14 protein-coding genes are annotated in these 15,411 nt (G+C 67.9%); 7 read left to right on the top strand and 7 right to left on the bottom strand.

Annotated elements, in window-relative coordinates:
* Positions 1–33: 33 nt before the first annotated feature.
* The gene (locus IBJ82_RS13595; RefSeq protein WP_194826320.1) at positions 34–852 is read left to right on the top strand and encodes an amino acid-binding protein; all 819 of its coding nucleotides are present in this window, start codon (positions 34–36) and stop codon (positions 850–852) included.
* Positions 853–858: 6 nt separating this feature from the next.
* Here IBJ82_RS13595 and IBJ82_RS13590 read toward each other — a convergent pair whose 3' ends face one another.
* Positions 859–1,083 carry a hypothetical protein gene (locus tag IBJ82_RS13590; protein WP_194826319.1) on the bottom strand — a complete coding sequence of 75 codons (225 nt, stop codon included), beginning with the start codon at positions 1,081–1,083 and terminating at the stop codon, positions 859–861.
* Between the two features lie 80 nt (positions 1,084–1,163).
* Here IBJ82_RS13590 and IBJ82_RS13585 point away from each other — a divergent pair, with 80 nt between their 5' ends.
* Positions 1,164–2,339 (top strand): alpha-hydroxy-acid oxidizing protein, encoded by a 1,176-nt coding sequence (locus IBJ82_RS13585; protein WP_194826318.1) that lies wholly within the window; start codon positions 1,164–1,166, stop codon positions 2,337–2,339.
* 135 nt (positions 2,340–2,474) lie between these two features.
* Positions 2,475–3,230 carry a DUF6319 family protein gene (locus IBJ82_RS13580; RefSeq protein ID WP_194826317.1) on the top strand — a complete coding sequence of 252 codons (756 nt, stop codon included), beginning with the start codon at positions 2,475–2,477 and terminating at the stop codon, positions 3,228–3,230.
* Between the two features lie 13 nt (positions 3,231–3,243).
* Here the strand turns inward: IBJ82_RS13580 and IBJ82_RS13575 are convergent, their stop codons facing one another.
* Complete coding sequence (locus IBJ82_RS13575) at positions 3,244–4,749, bottom strand: GGDEF domain-containing protein (RefSeq protein WP_194826316.1); 1,506 nt, start codon at positions 4,747–4,749, stop codon at positions 3,244–3,246.
* Between the two features lie 292 nt (positions 4,750–5,041).
* On the opposite strand from IBJ82_RS13575, the gene galK reads away from it, so the two are divergent.
* The 4 genes from galK (at position 5,042) to IBJ82_RS13555 (ending at position 9,273) form a co-directional block, all read left to right on the top strand.
* Positions 5,042–6,148, top strand: a complete 1,107-nt coding sequence (galK, locus tag IBJ82_RS13570) for a galactokinase (RefSeq protein WP_194826315.1) — start codon at positions 5,042–5,044, stop codon at positions 6,146–6,148.
* Between the two features lie 143 nt (positions 6,149–6,291).
* Positions 6,292–8,010 (top strand): sodium:solute symporter family protein, encoded by a 1,719-nt coding sequence (locus tag IBJ82_RS13565; RefSeq protein ID WP_194826314.1) that lies wholly within the window; start codon positions 6,292–6,294, stop codon positions 8,008–8,010.
* 12 nt (positions 8,011–8,022) lie between these two features.
* Positions 8,023–8,271 carry a hypothetical protein gene (locus IBJ82_RS13560; RefSeq protein ID WP_194826313.1) on the top strand — a complete coding sequence of 83 codons (249 nt, stop codon included), beginning with the start codon at positions 8,023–8,025 and terminating at the stop codon, positions 8,269–8,271.
* Between the two features lie 48 nt (positions 8,272–8,319).
* The gene (locus IBJ82_RS13555; RefSeq protein WP_228537119.1) at positions 8,320–9,273 is read left to right on the top strand and encodes a zinc-binding dehydrogenase; all 954 of its coding nucleotides are present in this window, start codon (positions 8,320–8,322) and stop codon (positions 9,271–9,273) included.
* Between the two features lie 71 nt (positions 9,274–9,344).
* Here IBJ82_RS13555 and IBJ82_RS13550 read toward each other — a convergent pair whose 3' ends face one another.
* From IBJ82_RS13550 to IBJ82_RS13530, 5 genes are all read right to left on the bottom strand, one after another.
* The gene (locus tag IBJ82_RS13550) at positions 9,345–10,925 is read right to left on the bottom strand and encodes an alkaline phosphatase (protein ID WP_194826312.1); all 1,581 of its coding nucleotides are present in this window, start codon (positions 10,923–10,925) and stop codon (positions 9,345–9,347) included.
* Between the two features lie 37 nt (positions 10,926–10,962).
* A complete protein-coding gene (locus IBJ82_RS13545) occupies positions 10,963–11,295 on the bottom strand; it encodes a hypothetical protein (RefSeq protein ID WP_194826311.1) in 333 nt (110 codons plus the stop codon).
* A 65-nt stretch (positions 11,296–11,360) separates the two neighbouring features.
* Positions 11,361–12,821, bottom strand: a complete 1,461-nt coding sequence (locus IBJ82_RS13540) for a PepSY domain-containing protein (RefSeq protein WP_194826310.1) — start codon at positions 12,819–12,821, stop codon at positions 11,361–11,363.
* A 200-nt stretch (positions 12,822–13,021) separates the two neighbouring features.
* Entirely contained in the window at positions 13,022–13,582 is a 561-nt protein-coding gene (locus tag IBJ82_RS13535) for a hypothetical protein (RefSeq protein ID WP_194826309.1), read from the bottom strand.
* Positions 13,583–13,637: 55 nt separating this feature from the next.
* On the bottom strand, positions 13,638–15,296 hold the full coding sequence (locus IBJ82_RS13530) for an acyl-CoA synthetase (RefSeq protein ID WP_194826308.1): 1,659 nt from the start codon (positions 15,294–15,296) through the stop codon (positions 13,638–13,640).
* Positions 15,297–15,411: the final 115 nt, after the last annotated feature.

Genomic DNA, 15,411 nt, shown 5'->3' with positions numbered 1-15,411 from the left:
AGATCGACACGATTGCCGGAGACGCTGACCCGCATGAGGCGATTCGCAGTGCGTCCCCGTGTCACGGTCCTGGCCTGCGAGGTCTGCGGCAGACTGCCGCATCCGGGGCGAACCAGGCTCACCCTCGCCAAACTCGCCGCGGTGTTCCCGGTGGAACTGGCGCTGCACGCGCTGGTGGTCCACCTACACCCGCCGTACCTGCTCACCGTCACACTGCTGACGATCACCACCACGATCCTGGTGATCTGGGTGGTGGAACCGTCGGCGATGCGGATGCTCGGCGGCTGGCTGCACAGCCCGGAGCTCCGCACGCGCGACCGCATCGACTCCGCGCCCGCGCTCTGGCGGATCCGTGTGCGCCTGGCCGACCGACCCGGCGCGCTCGAGACGCTGGCCAAGCATCTCGCCCACCGCGACGCCAACATTCTCACCGTGCACGTGCACCAACTCGAGGACGCGGTGCTCGACGAACTCGTCGTCGCCGCGCCCGCCGAGATCACCGCGAATACGATCACCGCCGCCGTGGAGCACGCGGGAGGGTCGGGGGTGCGGGTGTGGCCCGCGACGGTGCTGTCGCTGATCGACGGGCAGACCAAAGCGCTCGCGATCGCGGCCCGCATCGTCGGCGATCCGGACGAATTGCCCTTGGCTGTCGCCGAACTACTCGGCGCGCGCTACCTCGCGCCGGGCACTACGGAGGTGGCCGAACCGGGCGAGGGCACCCTGCTGGAATTGGACCGCGACGACCGTCGCTGGGGTTTCGTGCGCCCGGACGAACCGTTCACCCCCGCGGAGATCGCCCGCGCGCACCGGCTCGCCGATCTGGCGGCGCTCACCGCACGGCGGCGGTGACGAGCCTCAGTCGTAGCCGAGGTCGCTGGTGAGCGGATCGCGCAGGGCGCCCTCGGCGGCCCGCAGTCGATCGGTCACCGAGGTCAGCAGATCCATCGAATCCTGGGAGAGCCCGAGCGCGAGGCGGGTCAAGTGCCGGATGGCATCGCAATGGAAGCGGTCGGCGAGTAGGGCGTCCGGATCGGCGGGCGCAGCCGAGTGTTCGACGACGGTCACGACAGGGGCACTCACAATCTCGTATTTTCGAGTATGACGCACCTTACATCCCCCCTGCGGTCCGTGAACGCCGGTCGGCGTGCGAAAGTGCAGCAATGAGTCAGTTCGCCGACTATCAGAACGAGATCTACCTGGCCGCGCTCGGTGGGATCCAGCCGGAATTTCCCATGGATTACGCGACGCTCGAGCGCAAAGCCACTGCGGCACTGCCGGATTCGTTGCTGAACTATATCGCAGGCGGGGCGGGCGACGAGCTCACGCAGCGGCGCAACGCCGAAACCTTCGCCGACTGGGGTCTGGTACCGCGGATGCTGGTCGGCGCCACCGAGCGCGACCTCGCCGTCACCGCGTTCGGCCACACCTTCGCCAGCCCGCTGTTCCTCGCGCCGGTGGGTGTGATCGGCCTGGTCGGCGAGAAGGGCCACGGTGACATCGCGGTGGCCGAGGCGTCGGCGCAGACCGGTGTGCCCGCGATGTACTCCACGCTGATGGAGGATCCGCTCGAAGACGTGCGTCCGCACGCGGGCGATACGCCCTCCTTCTTCCAGCTCTACACGCCGAAGAACCGTGAACTCGCCGAGAGCCTGGTGCACCGCGCCGAGGCCGCGGGCTACGCGGGCATCACCGTCACCCTCGACACCTGGGTGCCCGGTTGGCGGCCGCGTGATCTGGCCAGTGGCAACTTCCCGCAGTTGCGTGGGCATGTGCTGAAGAACTACACCAGCGACCCGGTCTTCCAGCAGATGGTCGGCTCCGACGACCCCAAAATGATTGTCCTGCACTGGATCGCGACCTTCGGCAATTCGCTGACCTGGGACGACCTCGGCTGGCTGCGCTCGATCACCGACCTGCCGCTCATCCTCAAGGGCATCTCCCATCCCGACGACGCGCGCAAGGCGATCGACCTCGGCGCCGACGGCATCTACTGCTCCAATCACGGTGGGCGCCAGGCCAACGGTGGTCTGAGCGCGCTGGAGACTTTGCCCGCGGTCGTGGCCGCCTGTGATGACCGGGTGCCGGTGCTGTTCGACTCCGGGGTGCGCTCGGGTGCCGATGTGGTGAAGGCGCTCGGACTCGGGGCGACGATGGTCGGGCTCGGTAGGCCCTATGTGTACGCGCTCGCGCTGGGCGGTGTGCGCGGCCTGGTGCATCTGCTGCGCAGCTACGCCGCCGAAGCGGACCTGTTGATGGCGGTCAACGGCTATCGGGATGTGGCCGCGGTGCGCGAGAACATTCGGCCGACGACGCGCGGTAACGCCACTCGCGGCTGACGGTGTCGCGGTCCGGAATACCCCTGCGGGAGGGGTTTTCGGGCCGTGTGGGCGGCTCGGGGGAGAACTTGTCGGTGCTGTGGGGCATCATCGGTGCCACAGACCACGCTGTAGCACCAACCCCCGGAGTCCACGATGTCCTCGCCGAGCACCAAGTCCGCATCCCGCCGATCAGCACCGCCGGTACTGTCCGACGCCGAGCTCGCGCGAATCGCAGGCGAGCTCGCCGAGGGCAAACCGCCGATGGTGTGGTTCACCGCCGCCGCTGTCGGCGTCGCCGAGGGGAAGTCGGGCAAGGTAGTCGCGCTCGACGATCCGTCCGCAGGCGACTTCCTGCAGGTGCGGCCGACCGGTTCCAAAGATGTGCTCTCGTTCGGCCCGAGCGAGGTGACGCTGACCAAGCCGGCCCGCGGGACTACCGTAACGCCGGGCGGTTCCGCGAAGACCCGCCCGGAAAGTGCCCCCGCCCCGAGCAACCGAAAGGACAACACTGTGACCCAGCCGTCGACCCTGCCGAGCGATGCTACGCCCGCGCCGAGGTCGCTCGCCCCGGTATCCGATGACGCCGCCAAGCCCGCTCCGGCCGCACCGCGGCCCGCGAAAACCGCCGCGGTACGCAAGGCGAAGGCTCCCGAGGTAACCGTCACGCTCACCGGTACCGCCGACGGGGAGTGGACCGTCGATGTGGTCAACGGCAAGAAGCGCAGTGTGAAGGGGATGGCCGTCAGTAGCGCGGCCGTCGCGCAGGCGGCGAAGATCCTGCATCCCGAGGTGGAGGAAGTGGTGGCCGGGATTCTGGAGGCGGCTCGGGGCGTTCAGCAGGCGAAGGTCGCGCAGTTGCAGGCCGAGCTGGAGGCTGCTCGAAAGCTGTTGGAGGAGCTGGGGGATTGAGCGAACCGTCGAGCTACCGGGCGACTCGCTGAATTCGCGGGACGGCAGAACTCAGGCGACGGATCGAGGGCTTACTCAATTCATCGTGAAAGGTGAGGCCGAGTCGGTATTCCTTGGCGTGGTACATCGCGGCGTCGGCGGTGCGGATGAGGTCGTAGATCGTCTTCTCCGTGGGACAGGTGGTCAAGCAGGCAACGCCGATGCTGGCGGTGATGGGGATTTCGCCACAGCTCAGTTCGAAGGGGCGGATGAACGCGCCGAGGATGTGTTCGGCCAGGACTGCGGCTTCGGTGCGGGTGCGGAGTGCCAGCACGACGAATTCGTCGCCTCCGTAGCGGGCGGTGAGGTCGGCGCTGGTGGTGGTGCGGCGGATGCGTGAGGCGGCGTTGGCGATGAGTTCGTCGCCGACGGCGTGACCGTAGCTGTCGTTGACCATCTTGAAGCCGTCGAGGTCGATGAACAGCAGGCACATCGGTTTTCCGGCCCACTGCTCGCGGTAGCGGTGCGGTGCGCGCAGCAGGGCGGCGCGGTTGAACAGGCCGGTGAGCAAGTCGTGGTCGGCCTGATATTGGGCTCGGCGTTCGCTGCGCATGCTGCGGGTGATGGCGCGTTCGCTGCGCACCAGCACGCCGACCAGCAGCAGCGTGAGCAGCGAACAGATCACCACCCGGTCGACGACCCCGAGATCGGCGCCCACCACGCTGACCAGCGAGGCAGCCACCAGTGCCACCGCGATCATGCCGGCCCGCTGCCGCGATCGATGCGGTCCCACATCCTCGGCATCGCGTAGCGCCCCCATCGTCGGCTGCACCGCAGCCAGGCCGGCCAGCAGATACGCCCACTGCTGCGGCACCAACGCGAACTCGGGATCTATCGTGAACATGCCTGCGGCAGCGAGGCTTTCAATCAATCCGCCGAAGAGCACGGTGATCAGAGCCGCTTGCAACAACCGCAGCGAGGTCTCCGAGCGGACCACCGTCGCCAGCGAATGCGCGAGCACGGTCACCAGCAAGGCGTGGATCACCGGATAGCTCGCGGCCAACGCGGTATCGATGGACCCGGTGCAGTGTCGCAGAATCGGCGAGATCAGGAAGGTCCACGAGGCCAGCAGCGCGCTGAGTCCGATGAGCGTCGAGTCCAGCCACAGGTCACGGGCGTGGCGGAGTCTGCGCGGCTGTAGCCAGCCGACGGCGGCTAGGCCGAGACACAGATACGCCGCCAGGGTGCACAGATCGTCGACCGGGTGCCAGCCCGGGTGCATTCCGAGCGCGCGTATCGCGGTGCCCGCGGCGAACAGTGGAACCGAGGCGGCCAGTAGGTACCACGGCAGCCGGTGCGCGGGTCGGTGGCTGTACATGCCGTACCCGATCATCGCCAGCGAGCCCGCGACGATCACGATGAGCAGCAGAAACGGCAGCGCCCGGCCACCCGCCAACGGCGCGATCAGCACGGCCCCCGCCGCCCCGATCAGCACCACGCATCGTCGCAAGCTCCCGTAGCGTGTCTCGCTGATGGTCATCAGCCCCCCTCGATCTTGCTGCGCACGCGACGAGCGTCGATCGAATGGGAGGCCGGTGAATCACTCGAAGTATCGGCCGAGAGCACCGAGTGTTGTTGTTCGAGCACTATCCCCGGCCGGCAGGCGCCGACGCTCAAAACCTTTACAACCCAGTCGATCATGACACGTCGACGGCCCTGCTGTCGATGCGTTGTGAGCATTGCCGGATACCGATTCGGCACCCGGTGTCGCACGATCTCCTGCCGTGGTGTTCGGTGGTGGCATCGTCGCAGCAAGCGGAAGGGAAGTACGGGTGGACAAGTGGATCGCGCCGGGCCGGGTCAACATCATCGGCGAGCACACCGACTACAACGACGGGTTCGTGCTTCCGATCGCGCTGTCGCTCGGTGTGGTCTGCGGGGCCGCGCCGCGCGGTGACGGGCTGGTGTGGCTCACCTCGGCGCAGCGGCCGGGCGAGGGCGTCGAGGTGCGGGTCGATGAGCTTGTGGCGCAACGGGATCGGTTGCCGGGCTGGGCGCGCTATCCGCTCGGCGTCGTCGACGAGTTCGTCCGCGGGGGCCATGGGGTCGACGGCGTGACCCTCGAACTCGACGGTGCGGTACCGATCGGCGCCGGACTGTCCTCGTCGGCGGCCCTGTGCTGCGCGGTGACGATCGCGCTGCGCGATCTGTTCGCGCCCGAACTCACCGATCGGAATCTTGTCGAGATCGCCAGGGCGGCGGAGAACGGTTTCGCCGGAGTGCCGACCGGCCTGCTCGACCAGTCCGCCTCGATCCTGTGCACCGAAGGCCATGCCCTGTTCCTCGACATCCGCGCGTTCACCAGCGCGGAACCCGGTGCCGCCGAACAGATTCCGTTCGACCTCGACGCCGCCGGACTGGCACTGCTCGTCGCCGACACCGGTAGCCCGCACGACCTGGCCGACGGCGGCTACGCCGAGCGCAGAGCACAATGCGAAGCCGCCGCCGACGCGCTGAACCTGCCTGCTCTCCGCGACGCCACCTCCGAAGACCTTCTACGCCTAAGGGATCCGCTGCTTCGGCGCCGCGCGACCCACGTGGTCACCGAGAATGCGCGAGTACTCGCTGTCGTCGACCGGCTACGCGCCGGTGCGGACCCGCGGGCGATCGGTGAGCTGCTCACCGCCTCACATCGTTCGCTACGACAAGACTTCGAAGTATCAGCGCCCACACTGGATCTCGCGGTCGAAGCGGCCCTCGACGCAGGCGCACACGGTGCGCGAATGGTCGGCGGCGGCTTCGGCGGCAGCATTATCGCCTTGGTCGACCGGGGCGCTCAGATCGCGGGGGCCATCACGGACCGTTTCGCCGCATCAGGTTTCGCCCCGCCCCGCGTCTTCGCCGTCGAGCCCGCCGCGGGTGCGCACAAACTGGAGTGAATTTTGTTCAGCCCGATTTCGCTGTGCGGCACGGCACCGACGCGCACAGTGGAGGCACCCGAAACAGTTCGACGGACGACGCATCTCGCGCCGTGTGAACGAGGCTCGTGTGCCGTCCGGCTCCAGGTGAGGAGGGACACGCTGTGCCGCTTGCCTTTTCGTCCGTCACCCAAGAGGCCTCATCGACCCTGAGACTTGACGCCGCGCCGGTCGACTACGCGCTGGTCGCCCTGTATTTCGTCTTCGTCCTCGGCATCGGCCTGATCGCCAGGCGGCGGGTGTCGTCGAGTGTCGACTTCTTTCTGTCCGGGCGCTCGCTGCCCGCGTGGGTGACGGGTCTCGCGTTCATCTCCGCCAATCTCGGCGCGGTGGAGATCATGGGAATGTCGGCCAACGGCGCCCAATACGGTTTCCCCACGTTCAACTACTTCTGGATCGGCGCCGTACCCGCGATGCTGTTCCTCGGCGTGGTGATGATGCCGTTCTACTACGGCTCCAAAGTGCGTTCGGTGCCCGAATTCATGCGCAGGCGTTTCGGAACCGGCGCCCATCTGGTGAACGCGTTGAGTTTCGCGGTGGCTCAGGTGCTGATCGCGGGGGTGAACCTCTACCTGCTCGGCACCATCGTGAACGTGCTGCTCGGCTGGCCGCTGTGGATCTCGGTGGTCGCAGCCGCGGTGATCGTGCTGTCCTACGTCACCCTCGGTGGGCTCTCGGCCGCGATCTACAACGAGGTGCTGCAGTTCTTCGTGATCGTCGCCGCGCTGCTGCCGCTCACCCTGGTCGGCCTGCACCGCGTCGGCGGCTGGGACGGCTTGCAGGACAAGGTATCCGCCTCGCCGGGTGGTGCCGACCAGTTGCAGACCTGGCCGGGCAACGCGATGAGCGGGTTCACCGACAACTTCGCCTCGATCATGGGCATCGTGTTCGGTCTCGGCTTCGTGCTGTCGTTCGGCTATTGGACGACCAATTTCGTAGAAGTGCAGCGCGCGTTGGCGACTCACTCGATCTCGGCCGCGCAGCGCACACCCGTCATCGGCGCCTATCCGAAGATGTTCATCCCGCTGATCGTGGTGATTCCCGGCATGATCAGCGCGGTCCTGGTGCCGCAGGTGATCGAGTACAAACAGCAGGTCACCGCGAACCCCGATTTCGAGGGCGATGTCACCTACAACCAGGCGCTGCTGTTCTTGATGAAAGAGGTGCTGCCCAACGGACTTCTCGGAGTCGGGCTCGCGGGTCTGCTCGCGGCGTTCATGGCGGGTATGGCGGCCAATGTCTCGGCTTTCAATACCGTGTTCAGCTTCGATCTGTGGCAGCAGTACATCCGCAAGGGTCGTCCCGACGGGTACTACCTGAAGGTGGGCAGGCTGGCCACGGTCGGTGCGACGGTGGCGGCGATCTTCACCGCGTTCATCGCGGGCGGGTTCAGCAACATGATGGACTACCTGCAGACCCTGTTCAGCTTCTTCAACGCGCCGCTGTTCGCGACGTTCATCCTCGGCATGATGTGGAAGCGGATGACCCCGACCGCGGGCTGGGTCGGTCTGGTCAGCGGCACCCTCGCCGCCGTGTTCGTGTTCCTGCTCAACGAGACCGGGGTGACGAATCTGTCCGGGCAGGGCGCCAGTTTCGTCGCCGCGGGCGCCGCGTTCGTGGTCGACATCGTCGTCAGCGTCGCGGTCACCGCGGTCACCCAGCCGAAACCGGCCGCCGAACTGGTGGGCCTGGTGTATTCCGAGACGCCGAAGGCGATGCGCACCGATGCCGATGCCGACTCGCTGCCCTGGTATCAGCGGCCGGTCCTGCTCGCCGGGATCGCGCTCGTGCTGGTGATCGCGCTCAACATCATCGTCGGATAAGGAGCCAGCACAATGCTTTTCGATATCCGCACCATCATCGGTGCGCTGCTCGGCAGCTACGGCGCGGTCCTGGTGATCACCTCGCTGGTGCAGGACAGTGCGGCCCAGGAAGCCAAGACTGGCGGGATCGATGTGAACCTGTGGGCGGGCCTCGGCATGCTCGGGGTCGCTGTCGTGTTCATCGGCTGGGCAGTGCTGCGCCCGGTGCAGGTCCCCGAGGTATCGGCGATGACCATGGAGGAATTCACCCCGGATCCATGACGCGTGTGCGTCGGGGTCCGTGCGAATGTGCGCGGTAGCGTCGAGGCCATGCCGAACACGATGCACGCGCTGTTGACCGGTGTCGGATCGTTGCGGGTCGGCACGGCGCAGGTGCCCGAACCCGGTCCCGACCAGCTGCTCGTCCGGGTCGCGGCGGTGTCGTTCAACAATGCCGACGTAGACGCCGATGCGGGCTCTGACGGTGTCGAGCGGGTCGCCGGGTACGAGTTCAGTGGCGAGGTGGTCGCCGGTGACGACACGTTGCTCGGGCAGCGGGTGATGGGGACCGCGCCCGCGGCCTTCGCGGAATTCGTCGTGGTGGATCGGCGTCACGTGGTGGCGGTGCCCGCAGGGTTGGCGCCGACGGCGGCCGCCGCGCTGCCGGTGGCACTGTTCACCGAGCACGGCGCGCTCACCCTCGCGGGCCTGAAACCGGGGCAGTCGGTGCTGGTGACGGCGGGATCGTCGTCGCTGGGACTGATCGGCATGCAAGTCGCGCGAGTGCTCGGGGCCGCGCGGGTATTCGGCACGACTCGCACCGCGGGCAAACGCGCACTGCTCGAGCGGGTGGGCGCCGACCTCGCGTTGTGCGCCGACGGTTCCGATCTGGCCGACGAGGTGCTCGAAGCCACGAACGGCGCGGGAGCCGATGTGGTGCTCGACCATATCGGTGGCGCGATGGTCGACGTCGCGATCGGGTCGGCGGCGCCGGGTGGCGTGGTGGTGAGTGTGGGCAGGCTCGGTGGCGCCGAAGCGAGGATCGACCTGTTCGGCCTGGCCAGGCGGCGGGTCCGCCTGCAATCGGTGTCCTACGGTTTCACTCCGCCCGACATCATCGGCGACCGACTCGCCGCCCTCGCGCCTGTGGTGCTGCCCGCCGTCGCCGACGGTCGGATCGCGGCTGTCATCGACAGCGTCCATCCCTTCGTCGACGCCGCCGCCGCACTGGAACGCCTGCGCGGCGGTGTGGCCGAAGGGAAGGTAGTGCTCACGCTGACGTAGACCAGGCGACACCGAAAGAGGTTCATCGGCAGGGGAACTCGCTCACCAGCTGGGTACCTAGGCGTCAGACCTCACGCTGGGGTCGCGCCGGGGACTGCGTTCTCGACGACGAAACTCGCGCGCGTGCTGATCGGCGCGCCCGGTCGGCTGACATACGGGACAACACGGAAGTCGTTGCGCCACTGTCGGTGATCGAGGTCGACGCGGACATAGCCGCGCTGGCGGTTGTAAAACTTCAGGTCCGGATTGGCGGCGAGCAGGGCACGCCCCGCGTCGGTGAGGTCGGCGCCGTCGCTGCCGGTGCTGATCGAGGTTCCGGTGAACTCTGTTGCTACGACGGGCGATTCGGGATCGGCATAGTCACGGCGTAGGTCGGCGACATAGTTCTCGTGGCGGTCGCCGGTGATCACGACCAGATTGTCGACGGCGTTGTCGGCCGCGGCGGCCAAGACTGTATTGCGGTCGGCGACATAGCCGTCCCACGCGTCCGTGCCCAGGAGTAGGTCGGGGCCGGGGTCGTAGTCGGACTGGGCCATGGCGACCTGGTTGCCGAGGACCTGCCAGCGTGCGGTCGAGGTGGCGAAGCCGTCGACGAGCCAATCACGTTGGGCCGCACCGAGAAGGGTGCGGTCGGTGTCGAACCGGTCGGCGCAGCCGATCACCGCGGAGCCGTCACCGCAGGCCTGGGGGGTTCGGTACTGCCGGGTGTCGATCATGGTGAACTCGGCCAGATCGCCGAACCGGTAGCGGCGGTGCAGGTGCATCGACGGGCCGGCGGGGAGCTGAGCCAGTCGCATCGGCTGGTGCTCGTACATGGCTTGAAAAGCGGCGGCTTTGCGGCGTCGGAACAGTGGCGGGAGGCGGTACACGTCGAGTCCGAGGCCGGGACTGTCACCGGCCCAGTTGTTGTCGAGTTCGTGGTCGTCGAGGGTGACCAGCCAGGGGAACGCCGCGTGCGCGGCCTGCAGCGGCGCTTCGCCTTTGGCTTGGGCGTAGCGCAATCGGTAGCCGGCCAGATCCACTGCCTCGCCGGCGAGTTGCGGCGGCAGGTGCGCACCGCGACGGGCCAGCACCCAGGAGGATTCGTAGATGTAGTCGCCGAGATGGACGACGAGGTCGAGATCTTCGGCGCTGAGGTGTTCATAGGCGGTGTAGTAGCCCGAACTCCACGACTGGCACGACGCGAAGGCGAACCGGAGCCGCTCGGTCGGGCTGTTCGGTGGCGGGGATGTGCGGGTGCGGCCGATCGGGGAGATCGCCGAGCCGGCCCGGAATCGGTAGTAGTACCAGCGATCCGGCGCCAGACCGGCGACCTCAGGATGCACGCTGTGGCCCAGTGCGCGGGTGGCCACCGCCGAACCCCGGACCACGATGTCGGTGAACTGTTCGTCCTCGGCGACCTCGTAGTCGACGGTCACCGGGTCGACTGTCATCCCGCCGTACCCGTCGGGTGCGAGCGGATCGGGGGCCAGACGTGTCCACAACACCACCCCGTCCGAAGTCGGTTCGCCGGAAGCGACCCCGAGGGAGAAGGGTTCGCCGAGCCACCGCGGCGCGGCGAACCTCGCGCTGCTCACCGCCGACACCCCCACCAGCGCCGCGACCGATCCGGCCACGCCGGTGCGCAGGAGTTGTCGACGGGACAGCGGCATCATCGGATCCTGGGTGCCTCGTCCGTGGGGCGCGGTGTCAGAGCCGGAAGATCCGCGAACCCACAGCCCAGCCCGCGCTGGACCAGTTCGGTCCGAAGCACGCCACCGTGCCTGCCTGGCCGACGGGCAGGTCCTGGCGGATCGTGTACGGCCCGACGGCGAAGGGCGCGATGTTGTATCCAACGCAGTCGACCTCGAGCCGGTAGGTGCCCTCGCCGCCGTAACACCCACCGTTGAACGCCCACGGGCCGTTCATCGACCCCTGGCAGCCGGGATCAGCGGCGGCTGTACCTGCGGCGACGCCGGACAAGGCGATCGCGACGACCGGGGCGGCCAGGCACATCGCCACTGCGCGAGCTGAGGTTTTCATAGACGAGCTCCGATCATCGAGTGTCATGGGTTACATGGGATGTTTCCTCGATAGTTAGCCATGCGTTACACCTTGTCCACGCGAGCGGCGAGCCCCAAGGCGATATCGATGAGCAGGAAGACGAGCAGACTCACCCCGATGAGCGGGATGAACCACGCGACGGCGACCGCGACGCCGAGCAGCGGAACGGTGATCCACAGCGACGTGCGGCGCAGCACACCACGTCGTGGCGGGACTGGTAGGGCCGCCCTTCGGGTGGGTCGGCGCTGCCACCACATGCGGTAGCCGAGCACGATCACGGTGACGAGGCCAGCCATGATCGCGAGCAGCAGCAGCTGGTTGACCAGGCCGAACAGCAGACCCATGTGGAAGGCGATGCCCCAGTTGGTGAGCTTGGCCATCAGCGGCCAATCGGCGAACGCCAGTCGATCGGTGACCGTGCCGGTCGACCCGTCGACGGCGAGCGAATCGACCGTATAGGTGCCGGGCAGGCGCAGTTCCTTGACGCCGAACGCCTTCTCGGGCGTTGCCGGGACCGCGATTTCGGAGCCCTGGGTGATGCCGTTGGCGCGGGCAACCTCGTAGACGCGGTCGAGTTGTGCGATCTGCGTCGCGGGGTCGACCGGTGCGGGTGCGGTGTGGCCTGCGCTGTGATGTTCGCTCGGTGCGGGCACGGCACCGGACTCGGCACCCGGCAGGGCGGCGCTCACCGCGGGCGTGGTCCAGCTGAGTTCTTCGCGTAGCGTCGTGACGTTCTCGCCCGCGTAGGTCGACCAGGTCATGCCGGTGGCGGAGAGCAGCAGCACCACGGGCAGGATCCAGACCCCGATCGCGCCGTGCCAGTTCATCTTTCGACGCTTCGCCTGGGAAAGATCCGGCTTGAGCAACCACTGCGCGGACCTGCGCTCGCGCCGCTTACGGACCCGATGCACCCACAGCACCAGCCCGAACAGCGCGATCACCCACAGCCACGACGCGGCCAGTTCGCTGTAGAGCCTGCCGGGTTCGCCCAGGTGCAGGCTGCGATGGAACTCGCTGAGCCAGGTGCGCAGCGGCAGCGCGCCACCGCTTCCGTAGACCACGGACTCGCCGACCGGCTGGGCGGTGTGCGGGTCGACGAACACCGACAGCCGCTCGGAATCACCGAGCGTCGGATCGTTGAACAGGACGCGAGTGGTGTCGCCCTCGTTCGGGGCGGGAGCGACGGCGACCAGCGTGAGGTCCGGGCGTGCCGCGACAGCCGCGCCCACCTGGGCGGACAGTGCCTGATCGGGGCCGGTCGTCTCGACCGTCAACAGCTCACGCGAGACGAACCCTTCGATCGTCGGCGCGATCGCGTACAGCGCGCCGGTGAGCGCGGCGATCAGGATGAACGGGGCGACGAAGATCCCCGCGTAGAAGTGCAGGCGCATAGCCAGCGGATAGAGGCGGCGGCCCCGGCGTGCGCCGGAGCGCGGACTGTCATCGGAGATCGGCGGTGCCGAGGGGGAGTTCTCCTCGACCGGACGAGTGTCCGTGATGCTCATGCTGATTCATTTCTGGAGTACTGGAATCCGGTGCGCGCGGATCGAGGCGAACGCGGCCGACCGGCGCCGCACGTCGACCGCTTCACTCATCGCGAGAGAGGTGGTTCAGCGGGTGACGTCGGCACATCGGGTCGACAACGAGGCGCGTGTTCGATACGCGGACAGCGCACGACGAGTTCGCGCACCGGGTGAGGGAAGGTTCAGAAAGGAATCGCGAGCGGGGGAGCGCGGGTGCGCAGCGATGGCGTGGCGAAGATGCGCAGGACGACGCGATCGCGGTGGGCCAGGCGCAACGGCGCCGGGTCGGGGATGCGGGGAGTGCGGTAGCGCAACGGCAGAATGCGCGCGAGGGCGGCGCTGCCGATCCGGTACGCGGCCTCGGCGCCGACGATGACGACGGCGGCGAGCAGCGCCGCGACGGTGTGGGCGGTGAGCATGCCGAGGCCGAGGGAATCGTCGGCCGAGTGCGCGTGCCCGGACCAGCTCATCGTGGTGTGGCCGATCAGCTGACCGCCCAACAACACCGCCGCCAGACCGAGCGCACCGTCGCGCAGCGGCCCGACCCCGGCAACGAGCGCGCCGACCACCGCCGAGGCCGCCGCCAGCAACACGATCGCCGTGCTACCCGGCAGCGCCCCACCGGCGGCCAACCCGTGCGCCGCCAGCGACAGCGCACCCGACATCGAGCCCGCGCAGGCACCACGCAGCCGCGCGCCGAAAGCACGCGACGGCGCGGACGCCTGCTCGAACCCGATGATCACGCGCTGATAGTAGTCGACCGAGATACCCCGCCCAGGTCAGACGGTCGAAACGAGCTCAGTCCGCGTCGACTGCCATCTCGGTGAGCGGCTTGCGCAGCAGCTTGCCGGTCGCGTTGCGGGGCAGTTCGTCGACGAAGATCACCTCGCGCGGCACCTTGTAGCGGGCCAGGTTCTCGCGGACGTAGTCCTTGATCTCCTTGGCGTCACGCTTGGAATCCGGGCCCGGCACCACGATCGCGCGCAGCCGTTTGCCGTAGTCGTGGTCGTCGACGCCGACCACCGCCGCCTCGAACACGTCGGCGCGACCCGCGATGAGGTTCTCCACCTCCAAGGGGAAGACGTTCTCGCCGCCGGAAACGATCATGTCGTCGTCGCGGCCGTCGATGTAGAGCAGGCCGTCGGCATCGAAATGACCCACGTCGCCGCTGGACATCATCCCGTCGACCATCTCCTTGGTCCGCCCGTCGGTGTAGCCGGTGAACGCGAAACCGTTGTCGACGAAGATCGTGCCGGTGACATTCGGCGCGGTGATCGGCTTGCGGTTCTCGTCGAGCAACACGATCCGGATGCCGACCGGCGCCTTGCCCGCGGTGGTCGGCGCCTTGCGCAGATCCTCCGGGGTGGCCACGGTCATCACGGCGCATTCGGTGGAGCCGTAGAGGTTGTAGAGCGAATCACCGAAGTAGTCGAGGGTGCGGGTCACCACGTCGGGCGCGATCGCCGAGCCGGCGGCGAAGATGACCTTCATCGTCGACGGGTCGTACTTCGCCAGGACCTGCTCGTCCAGATCGAGGATGCGCTGCAGCATTGTGGGCACCACGACCAGCGAATCCGCCTTGTACTTCACCACATTCGCGAGGGTCTGCTCCGGATCGAACCGGCGCTGCTGGAAGACGACCCGGTTGCCCAGGGCGAGCCCGAGGGTGAACTGCGACAGGCCGGTGCCGTGGAAGATCGGCGCCGCCATGATCATGGTGCCGTTGTTGGGCAGCGGCACCCGGTCCACGAACTGCGCCGAGGCGAACGGGCTCACCTTGTCGCGCGGTGCGCCCTTGGGGGTGCCGGTGGTGCCGCTGGTCAGGATCACCATGCCGCCGGGCTTGCTCGGCGCGGTGATCGCGGCGGTCGAACGGTCCGCCGACAGCGAGGCCACGGTCGGGATCGACGGGTCGGCGCCGTGCGCTTCGTCGACCCAGGTGAGTACGCGCGGGATCTCGGTGGGGATGGCGCTCATCAGGTCGAGGAACTCGCTGTCGTGCAGCACCGCCTTGACCTTCTCGCGGGCGGCCACGTCGGCGAACTGCGGCTTGGCGAACCCGGTGTTCATCAGCACCGCGCGCACGCCGAGCTTGCCCGCCGCGAGCAGGCTCAACACCATGCCGCGATGGTCGCGGGCCAGCACGGCGATCACGTCGCCCTCGCTGATCCCGCTCGCGCGCAGGCCGCGAGCGAAGGCGTTGGACTGCGCGTCGAGTTCGCCGAAGGTGATCTCACCCAGCTCGTCGACGATCGCGCCCGCCTGCGGCCTGCTCTGCGCGGCATGCATGACTACGCCGGCGAACGGGCCGAACTTCGAGACATTGCGGAACGAACGGGCGGCGTGGTCGAGGCGCAGCGGGTTGAACAGCTTGCGATCCACCATGACCTTGACGCCGAGCGCGAAGTCACCGGCACGTCGGGCGGAGGAACCTAGCGCGGGCAGAGACAGAGACATCGAACAGCCTTCCGGCAGACCGAGCCCACGCAGAACCGCAGGCCGGACCGCGTCTTCGAGATCCAGTGCTGTTGCTAACACTAGCAAGCGATCCGGCCGCGCTGTCTACTCCGTG

It is taken from the genome of Nocardia sp. XZ_19_231 (genome assembly GCF_015355705.1).
GTDB lineage: Bacteria > Actinomycetota > Actinomycetes > Mycobacteriales > Mycobacteriaceae > Nocardia > Nocardia salmonicida.
The sequence above is the reverse complement of the archived record's forward strand: the minus strand, read 5'-3'. Positions and strand labels throughout refer to the sequence as shown.

Coding starts and splice junctions, on each gene's coding strand:
- IBJ82_RS13595 (WP_194826320.1), top strand. CDS start 34: ATGAGGCGATTCGCAGTGCGTCCCCGTGTCACGGTCCTGGCCTGCGAG.
- IBJ82_RS13585 (WP_194826318.1), top strand. CDS start 1,164: ATGAGTCAGTTCGCCGACTATCAGAACGAGATCTACCTGGCCGCGCTC.
- IBJ82_RS13580 (WP_194826317.1), top strand. CDS start 2,475: ATGTCCTCGCCGAGCACCAAGTCCGCATCCCGCCGATCAGCACCGCCG.
- IBJ82_RS13575 (WP_194826316.1), bottom strand. CDS start 4,749: ATGACCATCAGCGAGACACGCTACGGGAGCTTGCGACGATGCGTGGTG.
- IBJ82_RS13560 (WP_194826313.1), top strand. CDS start 8,023: ATGCTTTTCGATATCCGCACCATCATCGGTGCGCTGCTCGGCAGCTAC.
- IBJ82_RS13555 (WP_228537119.1), top strand. CDS start 8,320: ATGCCGAACACGATGCACGCGCTGTTGACCGGTGTCGGATCGTTGCGG.
- IBJ82_RS13550 (WP_194826312.1), bottom strand. CDS start 10,925: ATGCCGCTGTCCCGTCGACAACTCCTGCGCACCGGCGTGGCCGGATCG.
- IBJ82_RS13545 (WP_194826311.1), bottom strand. CDS start 11,295: ATGAAAACCTCAGCTCGCGCAGTGGCGATGTGCCTGGCCGCCCCGGTC.
- IBJ82_RS13540 (WP_194826310.1), bottom strand. CDS start 12,821: ATGAGCATCACGGACACTCGTCCGGTCGAGGAGAACTCCCCCTCGGCA.
- IBJ82_RS13530 (WP_194826308.1), bottom strand. CDS start 15,296: ATGTCTCTGTCTCTGCCCGCGCTAGGTTCCTCCGCCCGACGTGCCGGT.